At 50.2% G+C, this 15,302-nt stretch carries 15 protein-coding genes; all 15 read left to right on the top strand.

Going from position 1 to position 15,302, the window contains the following annotated elements:
• The first annotated feature begins 118 nt into the window (after positions 1–118).
• The 15 genes from upp (at position 119) to EDM56_RS24600 (ending at position 15,123) form a co-directional block, all read left to right on the top strand.
• Positions 119–748 carry a uracil phosphoribosyltransferase gene (gene upp / locus EDM56_RS24530; protein WP_122920569.1) on the top strand — a complete coding sequence of 210 codons (630 nt, stop codon included), beginning with the start codon at positions 119–121 and terminating at the stop codon, positions 746–748.
• Positions 749–756: 8 nt separating this feature from the next.
• Entirely contained in the window at positions 757–1,923 is a 1,167-nt protein-coding gene (gene wecB, locus EDM56_RS24535) for a non-hydrolyzing UDP-N-acetylglucosamine 2-epimerase (protein ID WP_425456358.1), read from the top strand.
• A 252-nt stretch (positions 1,924–2,175) separates the two neighbouring features.
• Positions 2,176–5,340 (top strand): phosphodiester glycosidase family protein, encoded by a 3,165-nt coding sequence (locus EDM56_RS24540; RefSeq protein WP_122920571.1) that lies wholly within the window; start codon positions 2,176–2,178, stop codon positions 5,338–5,340.
• Between the two features lie 206 nt (positions 5,341–5,546).
• The gene (locus EDM56_RS24545; RefSeq protein ID WP_122920572.1) at positions 5,547–6,734 is read left to right on the top strand and encodes an acetyl-CoA C-acetyltransferase; all 1,188 of its coding nucleotides are present in this window, start codon (positions 5,547–5,549) and stop codon (positions 6,732–6,734) included.
• A 128-nt stretch (positions 6,735–6,862) separates the two neighbouring features.
• Positions 6,863–7,072, top strand: coding sequence for an AtpZ/AtpI family protein (locus EDM56_RS24550; protein WP_122920573.1), 210 nt, complete (start codon positions 6,863–6,865; stop codon positions 7,070–7,072).
• Between the two features lie 22 nt (positions 7,073–7,094).
• A complete protein-coding gene (locus EDM56_RS24555) occupies positions 7,095–7,451 on the top strand; it encodes an ATP synthase subunit I (RefSeq protein ID WP_122920574.1) in 357 nt (118 codons plus the stop codon).
• Between the two features lie 77 nt (positions 7,452–7,528).
• Positions 7,529–8,338, top strand: a complete 810-nt coding sequence (atpB, locus tag EDM56_RS24560) for a F0F1 ATP synthase subunit A (RefSeq protein WP_122920575.1) — start codon at positions 7,529–7,531, stop codon at positions 8,336–8,338.
• Positions 8,339–8,407: 69 nt separating this feature from the next.
• The gene (gene atpE, locus EDM56_RS24565; protein WP_122920576.1) at positions 8,408–8,623 is read left to right on the top strand and encodes a F0F1 ATP synthase subunit C; all 216 of its coding nucleotides are present in this window, start codon (positions 8,408–8,410) and stop codon (positions 8,621–8,623) included.
• Positions 8,624–8,799: 176 nt separating this feature from the next.
• Positions 8,800–9,303, top strand: a complete 504-nt coding sequence (gene atpF / locus EDM56_RS24570) for a F0F1 ATP synthase subunit B (protein WP_122920577.1) — start codon at positions 8,800–8,802, stop codon at positions 9,301–9,303.
• Positions 9,300–9,824, top strand: coding sequence for a F0F1 ATP synthase subunit delta (locus EDM56_RS24575; RefSeq protein WP_122920578.1), 525 nt, complete (start codon positions 9,300–9,302; stop codon positions 9,822–9,824). The genes atpF and EDM56_RS24575 overlap by 4 nt, the downstream gene beginning before the upstream one ends.
• 33 nt (positions 9,825–9,857) lie before the next feature.
• On the top strand, positions 9,858–11,369 hold the full coding sequence (gene atpA / locus EDM56_RS24580) for a F0F1 ATP synthase subunit alpha (RefSeq protein WP_122920579.1): 1,512 nt from the start codon (positions 9,858–9,860) through the stop codon (positions 11,367–11,369).
• A gap of 76 nt (positions 11,370–11,445) precedes the next feature.
• Complete coding sequence (gene atpG, locus EDM56_RS24585; RefSeq protein WP_122920580.1) at positions 11,446–12,306, top strand: ATP synthase F1 subunit gamma; 861 nt, start codon at positions 11,446–11,448, stop codon at positions 12,304–12,306.
• A gap of 51 nt (positions 12,307–12,357) precedes the next feature.
• Positions 12,358–13,767: a F0F1 ATP synthase subunit beta gene (gene atpD, locus EDM56_RS24590; protein ID WP_122920581.1), complete on the top strand. Its 1,410-nt coding sequence runs from the start codon at positions 12,358–12,360 to the stop codon at positions 13,765–13,767.
• Positions 13,768–13,794: 27 nt separating this feature from the next.
• Positions 13,795–14,199, top strand: coding sequence for a F0F1 ATP synthase subunit epsilon (locus tag EDM56_RS24595; protein WP_122920582.1), 405 nt, complete (start codon positions 13,795–13,797; stop codon positions 14,197–14,199).
• A gap of 183 nt (positions 14,200–14,382) precedes the next feature.
• Positions 14,383–15,123: a DUF6042 family protein gene (locus tag EDM56_RS24600; RefSeq protein WP_122920583.1), complete on the top strand. Its 741-nt coding sequence runs from the start codon at positions 14,383–14,385 to the stop codon at positions 15,121–15,123.
• Positions 15,124–15,302 lie beyond the last annotated feature (179 nt).

Genomic DNA, 15,302 nt, shown 5'->3' on the forward strand with positions numbered 1-15,302 from the left:
CAGGCCCAACGGCGTAATGCCGTAGGCCTGTTTTCATGTTTTCAACCGAAATTGACGGTTGCGGTCTCAAACGCTATTATAAGTAGGATGTCCGCAAAGCAGAAACGGAGGAACATACATGAGTCGTGTATATGTGTTCGACCACCCCTTAATCCAGCATAAATTGACGTTTATTCGTGACAAAAATACGGGAACGAAAGAATTCCGCGAATTGGTAGATGAAGTTGCGACTTTGATGGCGTACGAGATTACCCGCGACATGCCATTGCAAGAAACCGAAATCGAGACGCCGGTCACCACCTGCAAATCCAAGGTGCTCGCTGGTAAAAAAATCGGCTTGATTCCGATCCTGCGCGCTGGCCTCGGCATGGTTGACGGCGTGTTGAATCTGATCCCTGCTGCAAAAGTGGGCCATATCGGCTTGTACCGCGATCCTGAAACATTGAAGCCAGTTGAGTATTATGCCAAGCTGCCGACCGATATCGAGGAGCGTGAGCTGATCGTCATCGATCCGATGCTCGCTACCGGCGGTTCTGCTTCCGTCGCGATTACGGCTTTGAAAAAGCGCGGCGCGAAAAACATGAAGCTGATGTGCCTGATCGCCGCTCCTGAGGGAATCAAAGTGGTGCAGGAAGATCATCCGGACGTAGACATTTTTGTTGCTGCAGTCGATGAGCAGTTGAATGACCATGGATATATCGTACCAGGGTTGGGCGACGCAGGTGACCGTCTCTACGGAACGAAGTAGGTGCGATGATGAGTGAAAACCGTAAACAACTCAAAGTGATGACCGTATTCGGGACAAGACCGGAAGCCATCAAGATGGCGCCGCTTGTCCACGAACTCGGCAAACATCCTGAGCAGATCCAATCGATTGTCTGTGTGACTGCACAGCATCGGCAAATGCTGGATCAGGTGCTGGAAATCTTCAGCATCACCCCGGATATAGATTTGAACATCATGAAAGATCGCCAGACTCTCCTGCAAATTACAACCCGTGCGCTGGAAGCGTTGGATGAAGTCATCAAGGAGCAGAAGCCGGACATCGTGCTCGTGCATGGAGATACGACAACGACTTTTGTGGCGAGCCTCGCCGCGTTTTACAATCAAGTGGCGATCGGCCATGTCGAGGCAGGCCTTCGTACATGGGACAAATACTCGCCATTCCCTGAAGAGATGAATCGACAGCTGACAGGTGTGATGGCAGACCTGCATTTTTCACCGACCGATGGAGCAGCAGATAACCTCCGCCGCGAAAACAAGTCGGAGGAAGCAATCTATATCACAGGCAACACAGCGATCGATGCGTTGCAAACAACGGTGCGCGCTGACTACGAGCATCCGGTCTTAAGCAAAACGGCAGGCAAAAAGATGGTGCTCATGACCGCTCATCGCCGTGAAAATCTGGGTGAACCGATGCGCCGCATTTTCCGCGCTGTCCGCCGTCTGGTTGACGAGCATGCGGATATTGCCGTTGTGTATCCGGTACACTTGAATCCGGCTGTACAGGAAGTGGCTCAGGAAATTTTGGGGAGCCACGAGCGCATCCATCTGATCGAACCGCTGGATGCATTCGACTTCCATAACTTTGCGCGTCGCGCCCACCTGATTCTGACCGATTCCGGCGGTGTGCAAGAAGAAGCGCCTTCGCTTGGCGTGCCTGTCCTCGTTCTGCGTGATACGACAGAGCGTCCGGAAGGCATCGAAGCAGGCACGTTGAAGCTTGCCGGGACCGATGAAGATCAAGTGTACCGTCTGGCGGACGAGCTTCTCCGCGATGCTGCAGCCTATGAGAAAATGGCGAAAGCAGCCAATCCGTATGGCGACGGCAAAGCCTCCGAGCGCATCGTGGAAGCGATTCTCTACCATTTCGGATACAAGAGCGAGCGCCCGGCGCCATTTCAGCCAGGCAGCGTAAAATAAAAGGATGAGGCGTTTGATGACGCCTCTTTTTCCTTTCGCAGCTACATAGAGACTTTTTGCGATTGTCGAAATTTACCAGAAAAAATCGACGGATTCGATGAAACCAAACAGACAAAATGCGCGTCAAACGAATATGGATAATTTTGCACACGAGACGGCTTCGGCTGTTTTGTGTTGGGTTTCCATGAAAATCGGAGTGACGTTTTTCATAAAAAGAGAGATAGTTTTCTCCTGAGGAGAGGAGTTTGCACCGTGAAAAAGCATAAGGTCTTGTCGCTCGTCACGGCTAGCGTAATCGCGTGGGGAGCGATTTTTCCGTTGGCGGCAAACGTGGCGGAAGCGCGAGTTGTGACCAGTCCGCTGTCGATCATGTGGCAGCAGACGATTGGTGAAGGAGCCTCGCTGATAAAATATACCAAATCTTTCGGCGATCAACAGGTGACGGTCTTTGTCACCAAAGCGGACCTCAACAATCAGTATCTTGAAGTGAAGCCGGTGTACGGCACCGACGGCTTGTTGACGCAAAAGCAAACAGTCACCCAGATGGCTCGCGAAACAGGCGCCATCTCGGCGATCAATGCCGACTTTTTCAACATGACAAAACGCGGTGCGCCGTTTGGGCAGGTGCTCAAGGATGGCGAGGTCATTTCGTCAATGGGGCAGATCGATTACTGGTACAGCCTCGGGATTACCGACGACAAAACGGCGGCGATCGAGCACTTCACATTTTCCGGTAAAGTTACAGCTCCAAGCGGCGTGACGTTCCCGCTGCGTGGAATCAACAAGGAAGAGTACAACACGACAAAAGGCAAAAGCCATTTGGATCAGCTGAACATGTACACGCCCAAATTCGGCAAGACAAGCCTTGGGACAATATCCGGCTACCAAAACATCGTGGAAGTGGTCTTTGACAACAACGTGGCAAAAGAAGTGCGAATCAATCAGCCGGGTGCGGTGATTCCGCCAAACGGCTATGTGCTTTGGGGACAAGGAGCAGCTGCCAACTTTTTGCTGCAGCAATTCCCTGTAGGCTCGACAGCGCAGGTTGATTACCAAAATGCCCCGACCGACCGGAACTGGATGCAGGCGGTAGGAGGTCAGCTGCTGCTGGTCAACCAGGGTAAGGCGATCACTTCCTTTAATGTAGACAGCTCGGTTAAAGGTTTGAATGCGCGGACGGCGGTAGGGGTTTCCCAGGATGGCAAAACCATGTACATGGTGGCCGTCGACACGGCCAGCAGCTCGGGTTTAAGTCTCGAAGAGCTGGCGCAGATCATGGTGGAGATTGGCGCGTACAAAGCAGTCAATTTCGATGGCGGCGGTTCCACCACGATGTCCGCGCGTATGCTAGGTGAGACGGATGTGCGGGCGATCAACACGCCTAAAGGTGGAGCGGAGCGTCGCGTGCCGACGGGACTTGCGATCTACAATACGGCGCCTCCAGGTGATTTGCTCGGTTTTCAGATCAATGGTCCGACAGAGGTGCTGATCGGACAAGCTGCCGAATTTTCGACCAAAGCATACGATACGCATTATTTGCCCTACACGATCAAGCCTGACCAGATCAACTGGCAGGTCGGAGCGGATGCGGGAACGTTCGAGCAAAACAAGTTTATCCCGAGCCGTTCCGGCACGACGACGATTACGGCCACAGTCGGCAATGTCTCACAAAAACGCGATGTGAGCGTCATAACAGGTAAGGACATCGCGCAAATCATCGTCGGCCCGAACCCGATCAATATCGCGCCTGGTCAAACGCTTGGGCTTGATATCAAGCTGAAAACTAAAAAAGGCCAGATGATTGCGGCAACACCGAAAAGCGTAACCATTTCGGTTGATTCACCGTTGGCTTCGGTCAACGACAAGCTCCAGCTTATTGCGGGCGACCAGGTCGGGAAAGCCAACCTGAAGGTTACATACGACGGGATCAGCACAACTGTGCCAGTGAATATCGGCGCATTTGAGCAGCCGTGGCTAACGTTTGACAACCAGCCGTCCATGTACCATACCGCTTATCCGGATTCGCTCAGCTCGCACGGTTCCTTCACGGCAGTGAGTGCCGGCGGAAACGATCCGGTGTTCCGTACGAAAAAAGCAGCGAAGCTGACATACAATTTTGCCGGTGCGCCTGAAAGCGATTCCCGTATCGCATATGGTCGACTCGGCTCCAAGCCTGAAGATATCCCGGGCAAGCCGTTTGGTATGGGCCTGTGGGTATATGGCGACAGCAGCAATCACTGGTTGCGCGCAGAAGTGCTCGACGCAAAAGGAAAAGTCTATTACGTCGATCTGGCCAAGCGCATCGATTGGACAGGATGGCAGCAGGTGAAAGGATACTTCCCAGCAGCAGCGACGTATCCATTGCAACTGCGCAGCATCTATGTCGTCGACCCTGCAGAAAACAATGAGATCCTGCCGGAAAGCGGAACGGTTTACTTTGATGAAGCGTCCCTGCTCTATCCAGCGGAGAGCGCTGTGAAGCCTAGCGGCAAAACAGTGCAAACCAGCACGCCAGGAACCCTCTCGTTGGGTGCAGAACTCGACATGAGCTATTCGTTCGCAGCCACGTCGAGCTTCTTGGATACCGTCTCGCTTGGTGTGAATTCGATCATCAACCAGCAGCTGCCTGGCTATGTACCGGCAGACTATGCGTTTACAGTGAAGCCGGGAGCGCTAAAAGCGGGCAAGCAGGACCAATTCGGCAACACGACATCCACGGTGAAGCTGACCGCGAAAAACTGGATCAAAGGAAAAGGAATCGGCTTGCTCTATGTGAATGAGGCGAACCAGACATTTGATCCATTGATCGGCCAAGTCGACGACCAAGGAAAGTGGGTCTATCCGGTTAACGCGTATGGAACCTACATCCCGTATTATCTCGATAAGCCGGCCGATGTGCCGTTTGTCGACATTATCAACCATCCGGCCAAAGATGAGATCACCTATATGGCTCAGAAAGGTTTGGTCAAAGGGATTACCAACGAATTGTTCGGACCGGAAAATTCGTTGACAAGAGCGCAGTTTGTCACGCTGTTGGCCCGCGTCTTCGCGTGGGAGCTGCCAGCCAAACCAAAGCTCTCCTTTAAGGACGCGATTCCTGACTATGCGCAAGGACCTGTGCAGGTCGCGTTGACCAAAGGCTTGGTGAAAGGCTACACCGATAAAACGTTTAGACCTGATCAAGCTGTGACTCGGGCGGAGGCGGCCGTCATTCTCGACCGCATTCTGCAAAAGAAAGCCCAGCCTGTCCAAGCGCCAGCCGATAAGAAGGCGTGGCCACAATGGGCGTCAGCTGCGATCAACAACGTGGCGGGCCAAGGGCTGATGGATAACCAGAACGGCAAGTTCGAACCGAACAAACCAACTACACGGGCTGTGACAGCAGTAGCGCTCTATCGAATCTTGCAGAAGAAATAGTGAGTTCAGGCGAAATCCGCATCCACCTCCGATGAGGCAGGATGCGGATTTGTTTTTATGGGGGAGTTGCGTTTTGACCCACGTTTTCGAACAGTTACGAGACATAACTTAAAGTTTTTTTAATCATTTTTGTAACCTTCTTCCCTTATAATGGAAGGATGCCACAGTGTGGCTAAGCCGATATAAACAAGCGAGGAGTGGGAGCGATGAGTAAAAAGGAAGTTGTGATTGTCAGTGCAGTGCGTACCGCAATCGGGAGCTTTCAAGGGGGACTAGCCGGTGTGTCCGCTACCAAACTGGGCGCTTTGGTGCTGGAGGCAGCGCTTGAGAAGGCTGGAGTAGGGAAAGAGCAAGTCGGTGAGGTCATTTTGGGGAACGTACTCCAAGCGGGCCTTGGCCAAAATCCTGCGCGCCAGGCGGCGATTCAGGCTGGTCTCGAGCATGCGGTTCCTGCCATGACCATCAACAAAGTGTGCGGTTCCGGCTTGAAAGCCGTCCATCTTGCTGTCCAATCCATCCTCGCAGGAGATACGGACGTCATTCTTGCAGGCGGTATGGAAAACATGAGCCAAGCGCCTTATTTGATGGAGGGCGCCCGCAACGGCTATCGAATGGGCGATCAAAAAGTGGTGGATTCGATGATTCGCGATGGACTGTGGTGCGCATTTAACGATTACCATATGGGAATTACCGCGGAGAACTTGGGAGAAAAGTATCAGATCACACGTGAGGAACAGGATGAATTCGCAGCATGGAGCCAAGAGAAAGCAGTGGCGGCAATTGCAGCCGGACGTTTTGCAGATGAGATCGTTCCAGTGCCGATTCCACAGAGAAAAGGAGACCCGGTCCTGTTCGCAACCGACGAATTCCCGCGCGCGGGCGTCACAGCAGAATCGCTCGGCAAGCTGCGCCCAGCATTCAAAAAAGACGGTTGCGTAACAGCTGGCAACGCTTCGGGTATTAATGACGGTGCAGCAGCACTGCTGATCATGTCCCGGGAGAAAGCAGATGAATTGGGCTTAAAGCCGATCGCTCGGATTGTCGCAAACGCCAGCGCTGGTGTTGATCCTAGCATCATGGGGATCGGACCGGTTCCTGCGACCAAGCGAGCGCTGGAAAAAGCAGGCCTGTCTCTGGAAGACATCGATCTGATTGAAGCGAATGAGGCATTCGCGGTTCAATCCCTTTCGGTTGGCAAAGAGCTAGGATTCGACAAGGAAAAACTGAACGTAAACGGCGGCGCGATCGCGCTTGGACATCCGATCGGAGCGAGCGGCGCACGCATTCTCGTCACGCTTGTCCATGAGCTCCAAAAGCGCGGCGGCAAATACGGTTTGGCAACGCTTTGCATCGGTGGCGGTCAAGGTGTTGCAACGATAATTGAGAAGATTTGAGTCAATTGTGAACGGTTTGTGTACAGTCTGACTGGAAGTTGACAAAGCGGATAAATCTTCGTTAATATGGATGAGGGCAAAGGGTATGACCACATGCCCTCTCCTTATGTCGAAAGGGGATCAGATGCATGTCGAAGCTGGATAATCCTTGGCAAGCCATCATTTTTGTCAGCTTTATCGGGATTGATTTGGCGATTTGTGTCATGGCGGGTGTATGGCTCGGACAATATCTGGATCGACAATTTGCAACAAGTCCCGTATGCATGATCATCGGGTTGTTTTTGGGTTTAGGTATCGGTATTTATAGTGTATATCGATTGATCCGTTCGTATTTGTAAGGAGATAGTTAGGAGATTGAGCATGCAAGAGTTTACGACAGCAATGCGCCAAACATTCCGCTTCGCCTTCTTTTTTATGGCTGCTTCTGTGATACTCTGGGCACTGTTGCCTGAGCATAAGGTCTTTCTTCAGAGTATCTTCGCAGGTATGTTTGCTAACACCATCAACAATGCCGTACTTTTCAGCAAAGCGTGGAAATCGACGAAACCGGACAGCCGTCCTAGAGGAACGGGGATGTTGCAGCGGTTCGTGATGGTTGCATTTCTCGCATATCTGACGGTGCGATTCCCCGAAATATTCGTCATATCTGGTGCACTTATAGGATTTTTCCTCATTCAAGTGGTCAGCCTTCTATTTGTTTATCGCTCCTTTAAATAGATACAGTTGTTTTTCACATGCACTTAACAAGGAATCTTTACAAATCTTAATTTTGTCGATAGAAAGGGGTGAAATACATGCATTTATCTCCGCGCTTTGAATGGTTAGGTATGGTATTCGACATTCCTACCATGATCATGATGGTGGTAACCGCTCTGGTAGTATTTTTACTCGTGGTTGGATTGACACGAAATATGTCGACTGGCGTGCCTCGCGGAGCTCAAAATTTCATCGAATGGGTGATCGACTTCATTCGTGGAATCTCCGGCAACTTTTTGGACAAGAAGTACGCGTCCCGAGTTGTTGCGCTAGGCTTGACCGTTTTCCTGTATATCTTCATCGGAAACCAGTTGGGCTTGGTTCTTAATATCACCACCTCTTACCATGGGCAAATCAGTGAAAGCTTCATGAACCAATTGACACTGTCCGGTACGCCGGAAGCTGCTCATGCAAAAGAAGAAATGATTAAAGAAGAGTTGGCAAGCGAGCACGGTCTGCCAGTATCCTGGTGGAAATCGCCGACTGCTACTCCTTCTGTAACATTTGCACTGGCGTTTGCTGTTCTCCTTTACTCTCACTATCTCGGTTTGCGTAAAGGTGCAGGCAAATACTTCAAGCATTATGTGGAACCGCATCCATTGATGATCTTGCTGCACATTATGGAGGATTTCATCATCAAGCCGCTGACGCTCCCATTGCGTTTGTTCGGTAACATTTTTGCCGGTGAGGTCTTGATCTCCGTACTGTTGGGCACAGGTGTCCTGGTAGCCACGCTTCCATTGATTGTTTGGCTGGGTTACTCCGTATTCGTCGGTTCCGTACAAGCGTACATCTTTACTACGCTGACGATGGTGTACATCTCGCAAAAAGTAAACGAAGATCACTAGGTTTTTCTTCTGAAAGAATTGCTTTACAACAAAAACTAATTTTCAAACATTTTAAGGAGGTATTTTGTAATGACTGGTTTGTTTGCTGCTGGTATCATGTTTGGTCTCGCTGCTGTAGGTGCAGCCATCGGAAACTCTTTGGTTATTAAGAGCACAATTGAAGGTGTTGCTCGTCAACCTGAAGCACGTGGTAACCTGATGGGTCTCATGTTCTTGGGTCTGGGTCTTGTAGAGGCGTTGCCAATCATCGCTGTTGCTATGGCCTTCGTATTCATGAATAAATAAGCTTGTGCAAACAAGCTGATGTGGCGGGGGCTAGACCTTCGCCTCTCTTATGTGGAGAATGTGTGAAACGTTTTCCTCTTGAAAACAAGGCGGTTACGACCGTTTTGTACAGGCTTACTGAATGATTTTCTATGTAACTAGGATTCTCCTGTTAGACCGGAAGGAGTGAAATTGAAATGGTAGACTTGGGGACTGTATCTCTCGAGTGGGGAACGTTAATATTCCAGATCATCATTTTCTTGGTGTTGCTGGCACTCGTTCGTAAATTCGCGTTGGGCCCGGCGCTTGGAGTTATGGAAAAACGCCGCCAACATATTGAAGCTGAGATTTCCGGTGCGGAGCAAAACCGCCAAGAAGCTGAAAAGCTGTTGGCAGAGCAACGCCGTCTGCTTGACGAAGCACGTCAAGAATCCAAAACGATTCTGGATCGCGCTGCGAAACAAGCAAGCGATGAAGCTACTCGCATTGTTGAAGAAGCAAAAACATCTGCTGAGCGTTTGAAAGCCGATGCTAGCGCTGATCTGGCGCGTGAAGTGGAAAAAGCTAAAGCGGAGCTGCGCGATCAAATGGCAGGCTTGTCCGTATTGCTGGCTTCCAAAATCATCGAGAAGGAATTGGATGAAGCCGCTCAAAAGAGCACGATTGACCAATTCCTGAAACAAGCGGGAGATCGCCTATGAGTAGCGGTGTTGCAAAACGCTACGCACGTGCACTGTTCGAAGTAGCGAAAGAGCGCGGGCTGATCGAGCAAATTGAGTCTGAATTAAAAGATATCGTTGCCGCTGTTGAGTCAAATCAAGAGTTGGGCAAAATCTTGACCCACAATCAAATCTCCATAGAGTCGAAAGAGCAATTGCTCAAAGATCTCTTTGGCGCGCATGTAGCAGCGGAGACGCTGAACTTTTTGAGCGTTTTGATTGACAATGGTCGTGAACACGAACTGGGTGAAATCGCAACTGCCTATGTCGCGATGGCGAATGAAGCGCGCGGCGTTGCTGATGCGGTTGTAACGACTGCCAAACCGTTGGGCGAAGAAGAAGTTAACGAGCTTGCTGCACAATTCGGCAAGAAGGTAAACAAGACGCTCCGCGTACAAACGGTTGTTGATCCAGCAATTCTCGGTGGCGTGGTTGTACGAATTGGCGACCGTCTGTATGACGGTAGCATCAAGCGCAAATTGGAACAGTTCGCGCACCAATAATAAAACGTTTCTGATGAATGGGGTGACATTTACGTGAGTGCAATCAGACCGGAAGAAATTAGCTCGCTCTTGAAAGAGCGCATTGCTAACTATAAAGCTGAAATTGAAGTAGTTGACGTCGGTACTGTTATCCAAATCGGTGACGGTATTGCTCGCGTGCACGGTTTGGAGAAGGTTATGGCTGGGGAACTGGTCGAATTCCAAAACGGCGTAATGGGAATGGTGCAAAACCTGGAAGAAGGCAACGTAGGTGTCGTTATTCTCGGTCCATTCCGCGGCATTAAAGAAGGCGACAGCGTAAAACGTACAGGCCGTATCATGGAAGTGCCTGTAGGCGAAGCGTTGCTCGGTCGCGTTGTTAACCCGCTCGGTCAACCGATCGATGGTTTGGGTCCTGTAAACACAACTGAATTCCGTCCGATCGAAAGCCCGGCGCCTGGCGTAATGGCTCGTAAATCGGTACATGAACCGTTGCAAACTGGTATCAAAGCGATTGACTCGATGATTCCAATCGGTCGCGGTCAGCGTGAGTTGATCATCGGTGACCGTCAAACAGGTAAAACATCCGTTGCGCTCGATACGATCATCAACCAAAAAGGCAACGGCATGATTTGTATCTACGTTGCGATCGGCCAAAAGCAATCCACTGTTGCAGGCGTAGTGGAAACACTGCGTAAGCACGGTGCGCTGGATTACACAATCGTTGTATCCGCGACTGCTTCCGATCCAGCTCCACTTCTGTACTTGGCGCCTTACACAGGCGTATCCATGGGTGAGTACTTCATGTACAAAGGACAACACGTTCTTTGCGTATACGATGACTTGTCCAAACAAGCGGCTGCATACCGCGAAATGTCCCTGTTGCTCCGCCGTCCTCCAGGCCGCGAAGCATATCCTGGTGACGTATTCTACTTGCACTCCCGTTTGCTGGAGCGCGCTGCGAAACTCTCCGATGATTTGGGCGCAGGTTCCTTGACTGCATTGCCATTCATCGAGACCCAAGCAGGTGACGTATCCGCATACATCCCAACCAACGTAATTTCCATTACGGATGGTCAAATCTTCCTTGAGACCGACATGTTCAACGCAGGTCAACGCCCAGCGATGAACGCGGGTATCTCCGTATCCCGCGTAGGTAGTGCGGCACAGATCAAAGCGATGAAAAAAGTTGCTGGTCCATTGAAGCTTGAATTGGCACAATTCCGCGAGCTGGCTGCGTTTGCGCAGTTCGGTTCCGACTTGGATAAAGCAACACTGGCGCGTTTGACTCGCGGTCAACGCCTGGTAGAAGTCATGAAACAAGGCAACAACGATCCAATGCCAGTTGAAAAGCAAGTTATTGCGATTTACATGGCGACAAAAGGCTATGTTGACGATATTCCGGTTGGCGATGTAACTCGCTTCGAAAAAGAGTTGCTGGCGTTCATCGATTCCAACAAGCCACAGCTGGTGGAACACATCCGTTCAACAAAAGATTTGCCTGCTGAAGCTGATTTGAATGCAGCGATCGAAGAGTTCAAGAAGGGCTTTGCTGTAAGCCGTTAATTTTGCTCTCAACAGACATCTTATGCGTGCCGGGCGGTTTTCCTCCCGGTATGCGTCCCCAAGGTGGTGAAAACGAGTGGCTCTAGGTTTGAAAGAGATTAAGCGCCGTATCAATAGCTTTAAAAGCATGCGCCAAATTACCAAGGCACTGAAGATGATGTCTGTAGCGAAACTTCGCCGTGCACAGGATAAGGCGGAAGCGGCACGTCCGTATACACGCAAAATCCAGGAAGTTATCGCAAACATTGCCAGCGGTACGTCCGGCTCCAAGCACCCGATGCTGCAGGTTCGCCCTGTGAAAAAGACCGGCTATATCGTCATCACTTCTGACCGCGGTCAGGCTGGTGGCTATAACGGGAACATGATTCGCAAGGTGCTGCAAGCGATCAATGAGAAGCACAAGTCGCAGGACGAGTACGTTCTCTTTGTGATCGGTCGTAAGGGACGCGATTTCTTTAAGAAACGCAATTATCCTGTGATTGAAGAAGTCGTTGGCTTGCCGGAAAACCCGAATTTTGCTGACATCAAAAAGATTGCCAGCGCAGCCGTCTCTCTCTTTGCTGAAGAGAAGATTGACGAGCTTTACCTGTGCTATAACCGTTTCCAAAGCGCGATTTCCCAGATTCCTTCTGTGGACAAATTGTTGCCGTTGGAACCAGTTGAAAGTGCGGCACAGGGTGCTAACTATGAATACGAGCCTTCTTCCGAAGAAGTGCTGGCAGTTCTGCTGCCTCAGTATGCGGAAACATTGGTGTACAGCGCACTGTTGGATGCGAAAGCTTCCGAGCATGGTGCACGTATGACAGCGATGGGTAACGCAACTGACAATGCGACGGATATGATTAACAAGCAAACGCTGTTCTACAACCGTGCGCGTCAAGCGGCGATCACGCAGGAAATTTCCGAGATCGTTGCAGGTGCGAGCGCACAGGCGTAATAGATTTGGATAACGTAACTTCCAATAAGCTTCTAGGAGGGAAGAGAGAAGATGGCGAAAGGGCGCGTGGTTCAGGTAATGGGACCGGTCGTCGACATCGAATTCGACCGTGGCTCGTTGCCTGCCATCTATAATGCGATTAAGATTGAACATAAAGCAACAGCAGCTGGTGAGCGCGAAATCAACCTGACTGTTGAAGCAGCGACTCACTTGGGCGACAACATCGTTCGTTGTGTAGCGATGTCTTCCACAGACGGTTTGGTACGTGGTTTGGAAGCGACAGACCTGGGCGGACCAATCTCTGTTCCAGTAGGTGCGGTAACGCTTGGTCGCGTATTTAACGTACTGGGTGAACCGATTGACCTGCAAGAAATGGGCGACGTATCTCGTCGTGACCCAATCCACCGTAAAGCTCCTGAGTTCGCTGAACAAGCGACAACGGTTGAAATTCTGGAAACAGGTATCAAAGTTATCGACTTGCTCGCTCCGTACATCAAGGGCGGTAAAATCGGTCTGTTCGGTGGTGCCGGTGTAGGTAAAACCGTAACAATCCAGGAATTGATCAACAACATCGCACAAGAGCACGGCGGTATCTCTGTATTCGCTGGTGTAGGTGAGCGTACCCGTGAAGGTAACGACCTGTACCACGAGATGAAAGATGCTGGCGTATTGCCAAAAACAGCGATGGTATTCGGACAAATGAACGAACCACCAGGTGCGCGTCTTCGCGTAGCGTTGACCGGTTTGACCATGGCGGAATATTTCCGTGATGAAGAAGGCCGCGACGTTCTGCTGTTCATCGACAACATCTTCCGCTTTACCCAAGCGGGTTCTGAAGTATCCGCTCTCTTGGGCCGTATGCCGTCCGCGGTAGGTTACCAACCAACATTGGCAACTGAGATGGGCCAATTGCAAGAGCGTATCACTTCCACTAAAAAAGGTTCTGTAACATCCATCCAGGCGATCTACGTTCCTGCGGATGACTACACGGACCCGGCTCCAGCGACTACGTTCGCTCACTTGGACGCAACAACTAACCTGGACCGCGATATCGCGTCGTTGGGTATCTTCCCAGCGGTTGACCCGTTGGCTTCCACTTCCCGCGCACTGTCTCCGGCAGTTGTCGGGCAAGAACACTATGATGTAGCGCGCGGCGTACAAAAAGTTCTGCAACGCTACAAAGAATTGCAAGATATCATCGCAATCCTTGGTATGGACGAGTTGTCCGATGAAGATAAATTGTCTGTAGCACGTGCACGCCGTATTCAACGTTTCCTGTCCCAGTCGTTCCACGTTGCTGAACAGTTTACTGGTAACCCAGGTCAATACGTTCCACTGAAAGAAACAGTTCGCAGCTTCAAAGAGATCCTCGATGGCAAACACGACACTCTGCCTGAAGCAGCGTTCCTCTATGTTGGAACCATTGAAGAAGCAGTAGAAAAAGCGAAGAAAATGGCGTAAGACAACCCTTGAAGGGGGAGACTGAAAGTGAGCAAATTGACAATTGAAGTCGTTACTCCTGAACGGGTTGTCTATAGCGGTGAAGCAACAATGGTAATTGCGCGCGGCGTTGAAGGTGATGTCGGTATCATGCCGAACCACATGCCGCTCGTTACCCCGCTGAAAATTGCGCCTGTTCGGATTAAAACGGTAGGCGACAAAGAGACGGTAATCGCTGTAAGCGGAGGTTTCATGGAAGTTCGCGGTACACAAGTGGCTATTTTGGCCGAGTCCGCTGAACTGCCTGAGGATATTGATGTCGAACGTGCCAAGCAGTCAAAAGGCCGCGCTGAGCAACGTTTGAACGAAAAGCATCCTGACCTCGACATTCGTCGCGCTGAACGCGCGCTGCAACGTGCGATTTCGCGACTCGAAGCCACCAAAAACATCTAAAGTCAAAAAATCCCCGCAGCTGGCAAGGCGCGGGGATTTTTTATACTACTCCAACATAAATTTTTTTGATCGCCGGATAAAAAGGTTATGGTCAACATTTTTCCAAGAAAATGAACCTGACCGTTTTTGTTTGGAAAGATTCCCTTGTTTATGTATATAATAAGGCTGAAGGGGAGTGAGCTCATGCAAACGATTCGACTAATGCGCACACACAATGGAGAAACGGTTATACCTGGCGGATACCGTGCCAATGGCTGGTCCAGTGTACTACCGCATGAAATGAACGTGTTGTTTCATGCTTTATGCTACCTGGTAGCAAAGTATGACAGCAAGGAAGAGATGATTCAGGGATTCCGTGAAATCAATGCTTTGAACGGAACCTTTGATACGTTGGATAAAGCAAAATTCAAATCAGAAGAGTCCTATGAAAATTACATAAACCTATTGGAAACCCATAAGGAATTTCTGAAGCGTTCCAACTACGAGTACCCGCAAACGAAAGAAGAAGCAATTGAGCTTATGATCAAGTGGGGTCTCGTTCTGGATCAAGGCGATGTTTGGGACGTGCCTGTACATCCATTCCCGGAAGCACAGGACATTTTTGTTCTGAATGAACGCGAGAAATTCGCGTTGGATCACCTGAAACTGGAGTCACTGATTCATCCGATTTTCAGCAAGCTGATTCTGCATCTTCATGAACAGGATGATAATCATTTCAGCATGACAAAAGCAGAAATGAAAAAGCTGCTGGATATCGAAGATACACTGCTTATGGAAGTCTTGGTTAAATTGATTCCATACTTGAAGGCACCAATCGAAAATCTCCAGGATCTTTCCGATACAGACCCGATGGAGTTCACGGTCGAGTGGGAAAAAGTATACGAGGATTTCCTCGGCGGCACCTACCAACAAAACGTACAATAAGACACCGTGCAACCATGTGAAATTGACAGCTTAGAGAAGACTTCTCTAGGCTTTTTCCTTTGTCAATCGTTAGACACATATTTACCAATTTGTTATAATGGTGAAGGTATTTTCCTGTGTCGAATTTGACATAATTCGACTTTGTGCCACATAACTTCAGCTTAATGGAGGTAACGGTG

It is taken from the genome of Brevibacillus fluminis, from assembly GCF_003710825.1.
Lineage (GTDB): Bacteria > Bacillota > Bacilli > Brevibacillales > Brevibacillaceae > Brevibacillus_D > Brevibacillus_D fluminis.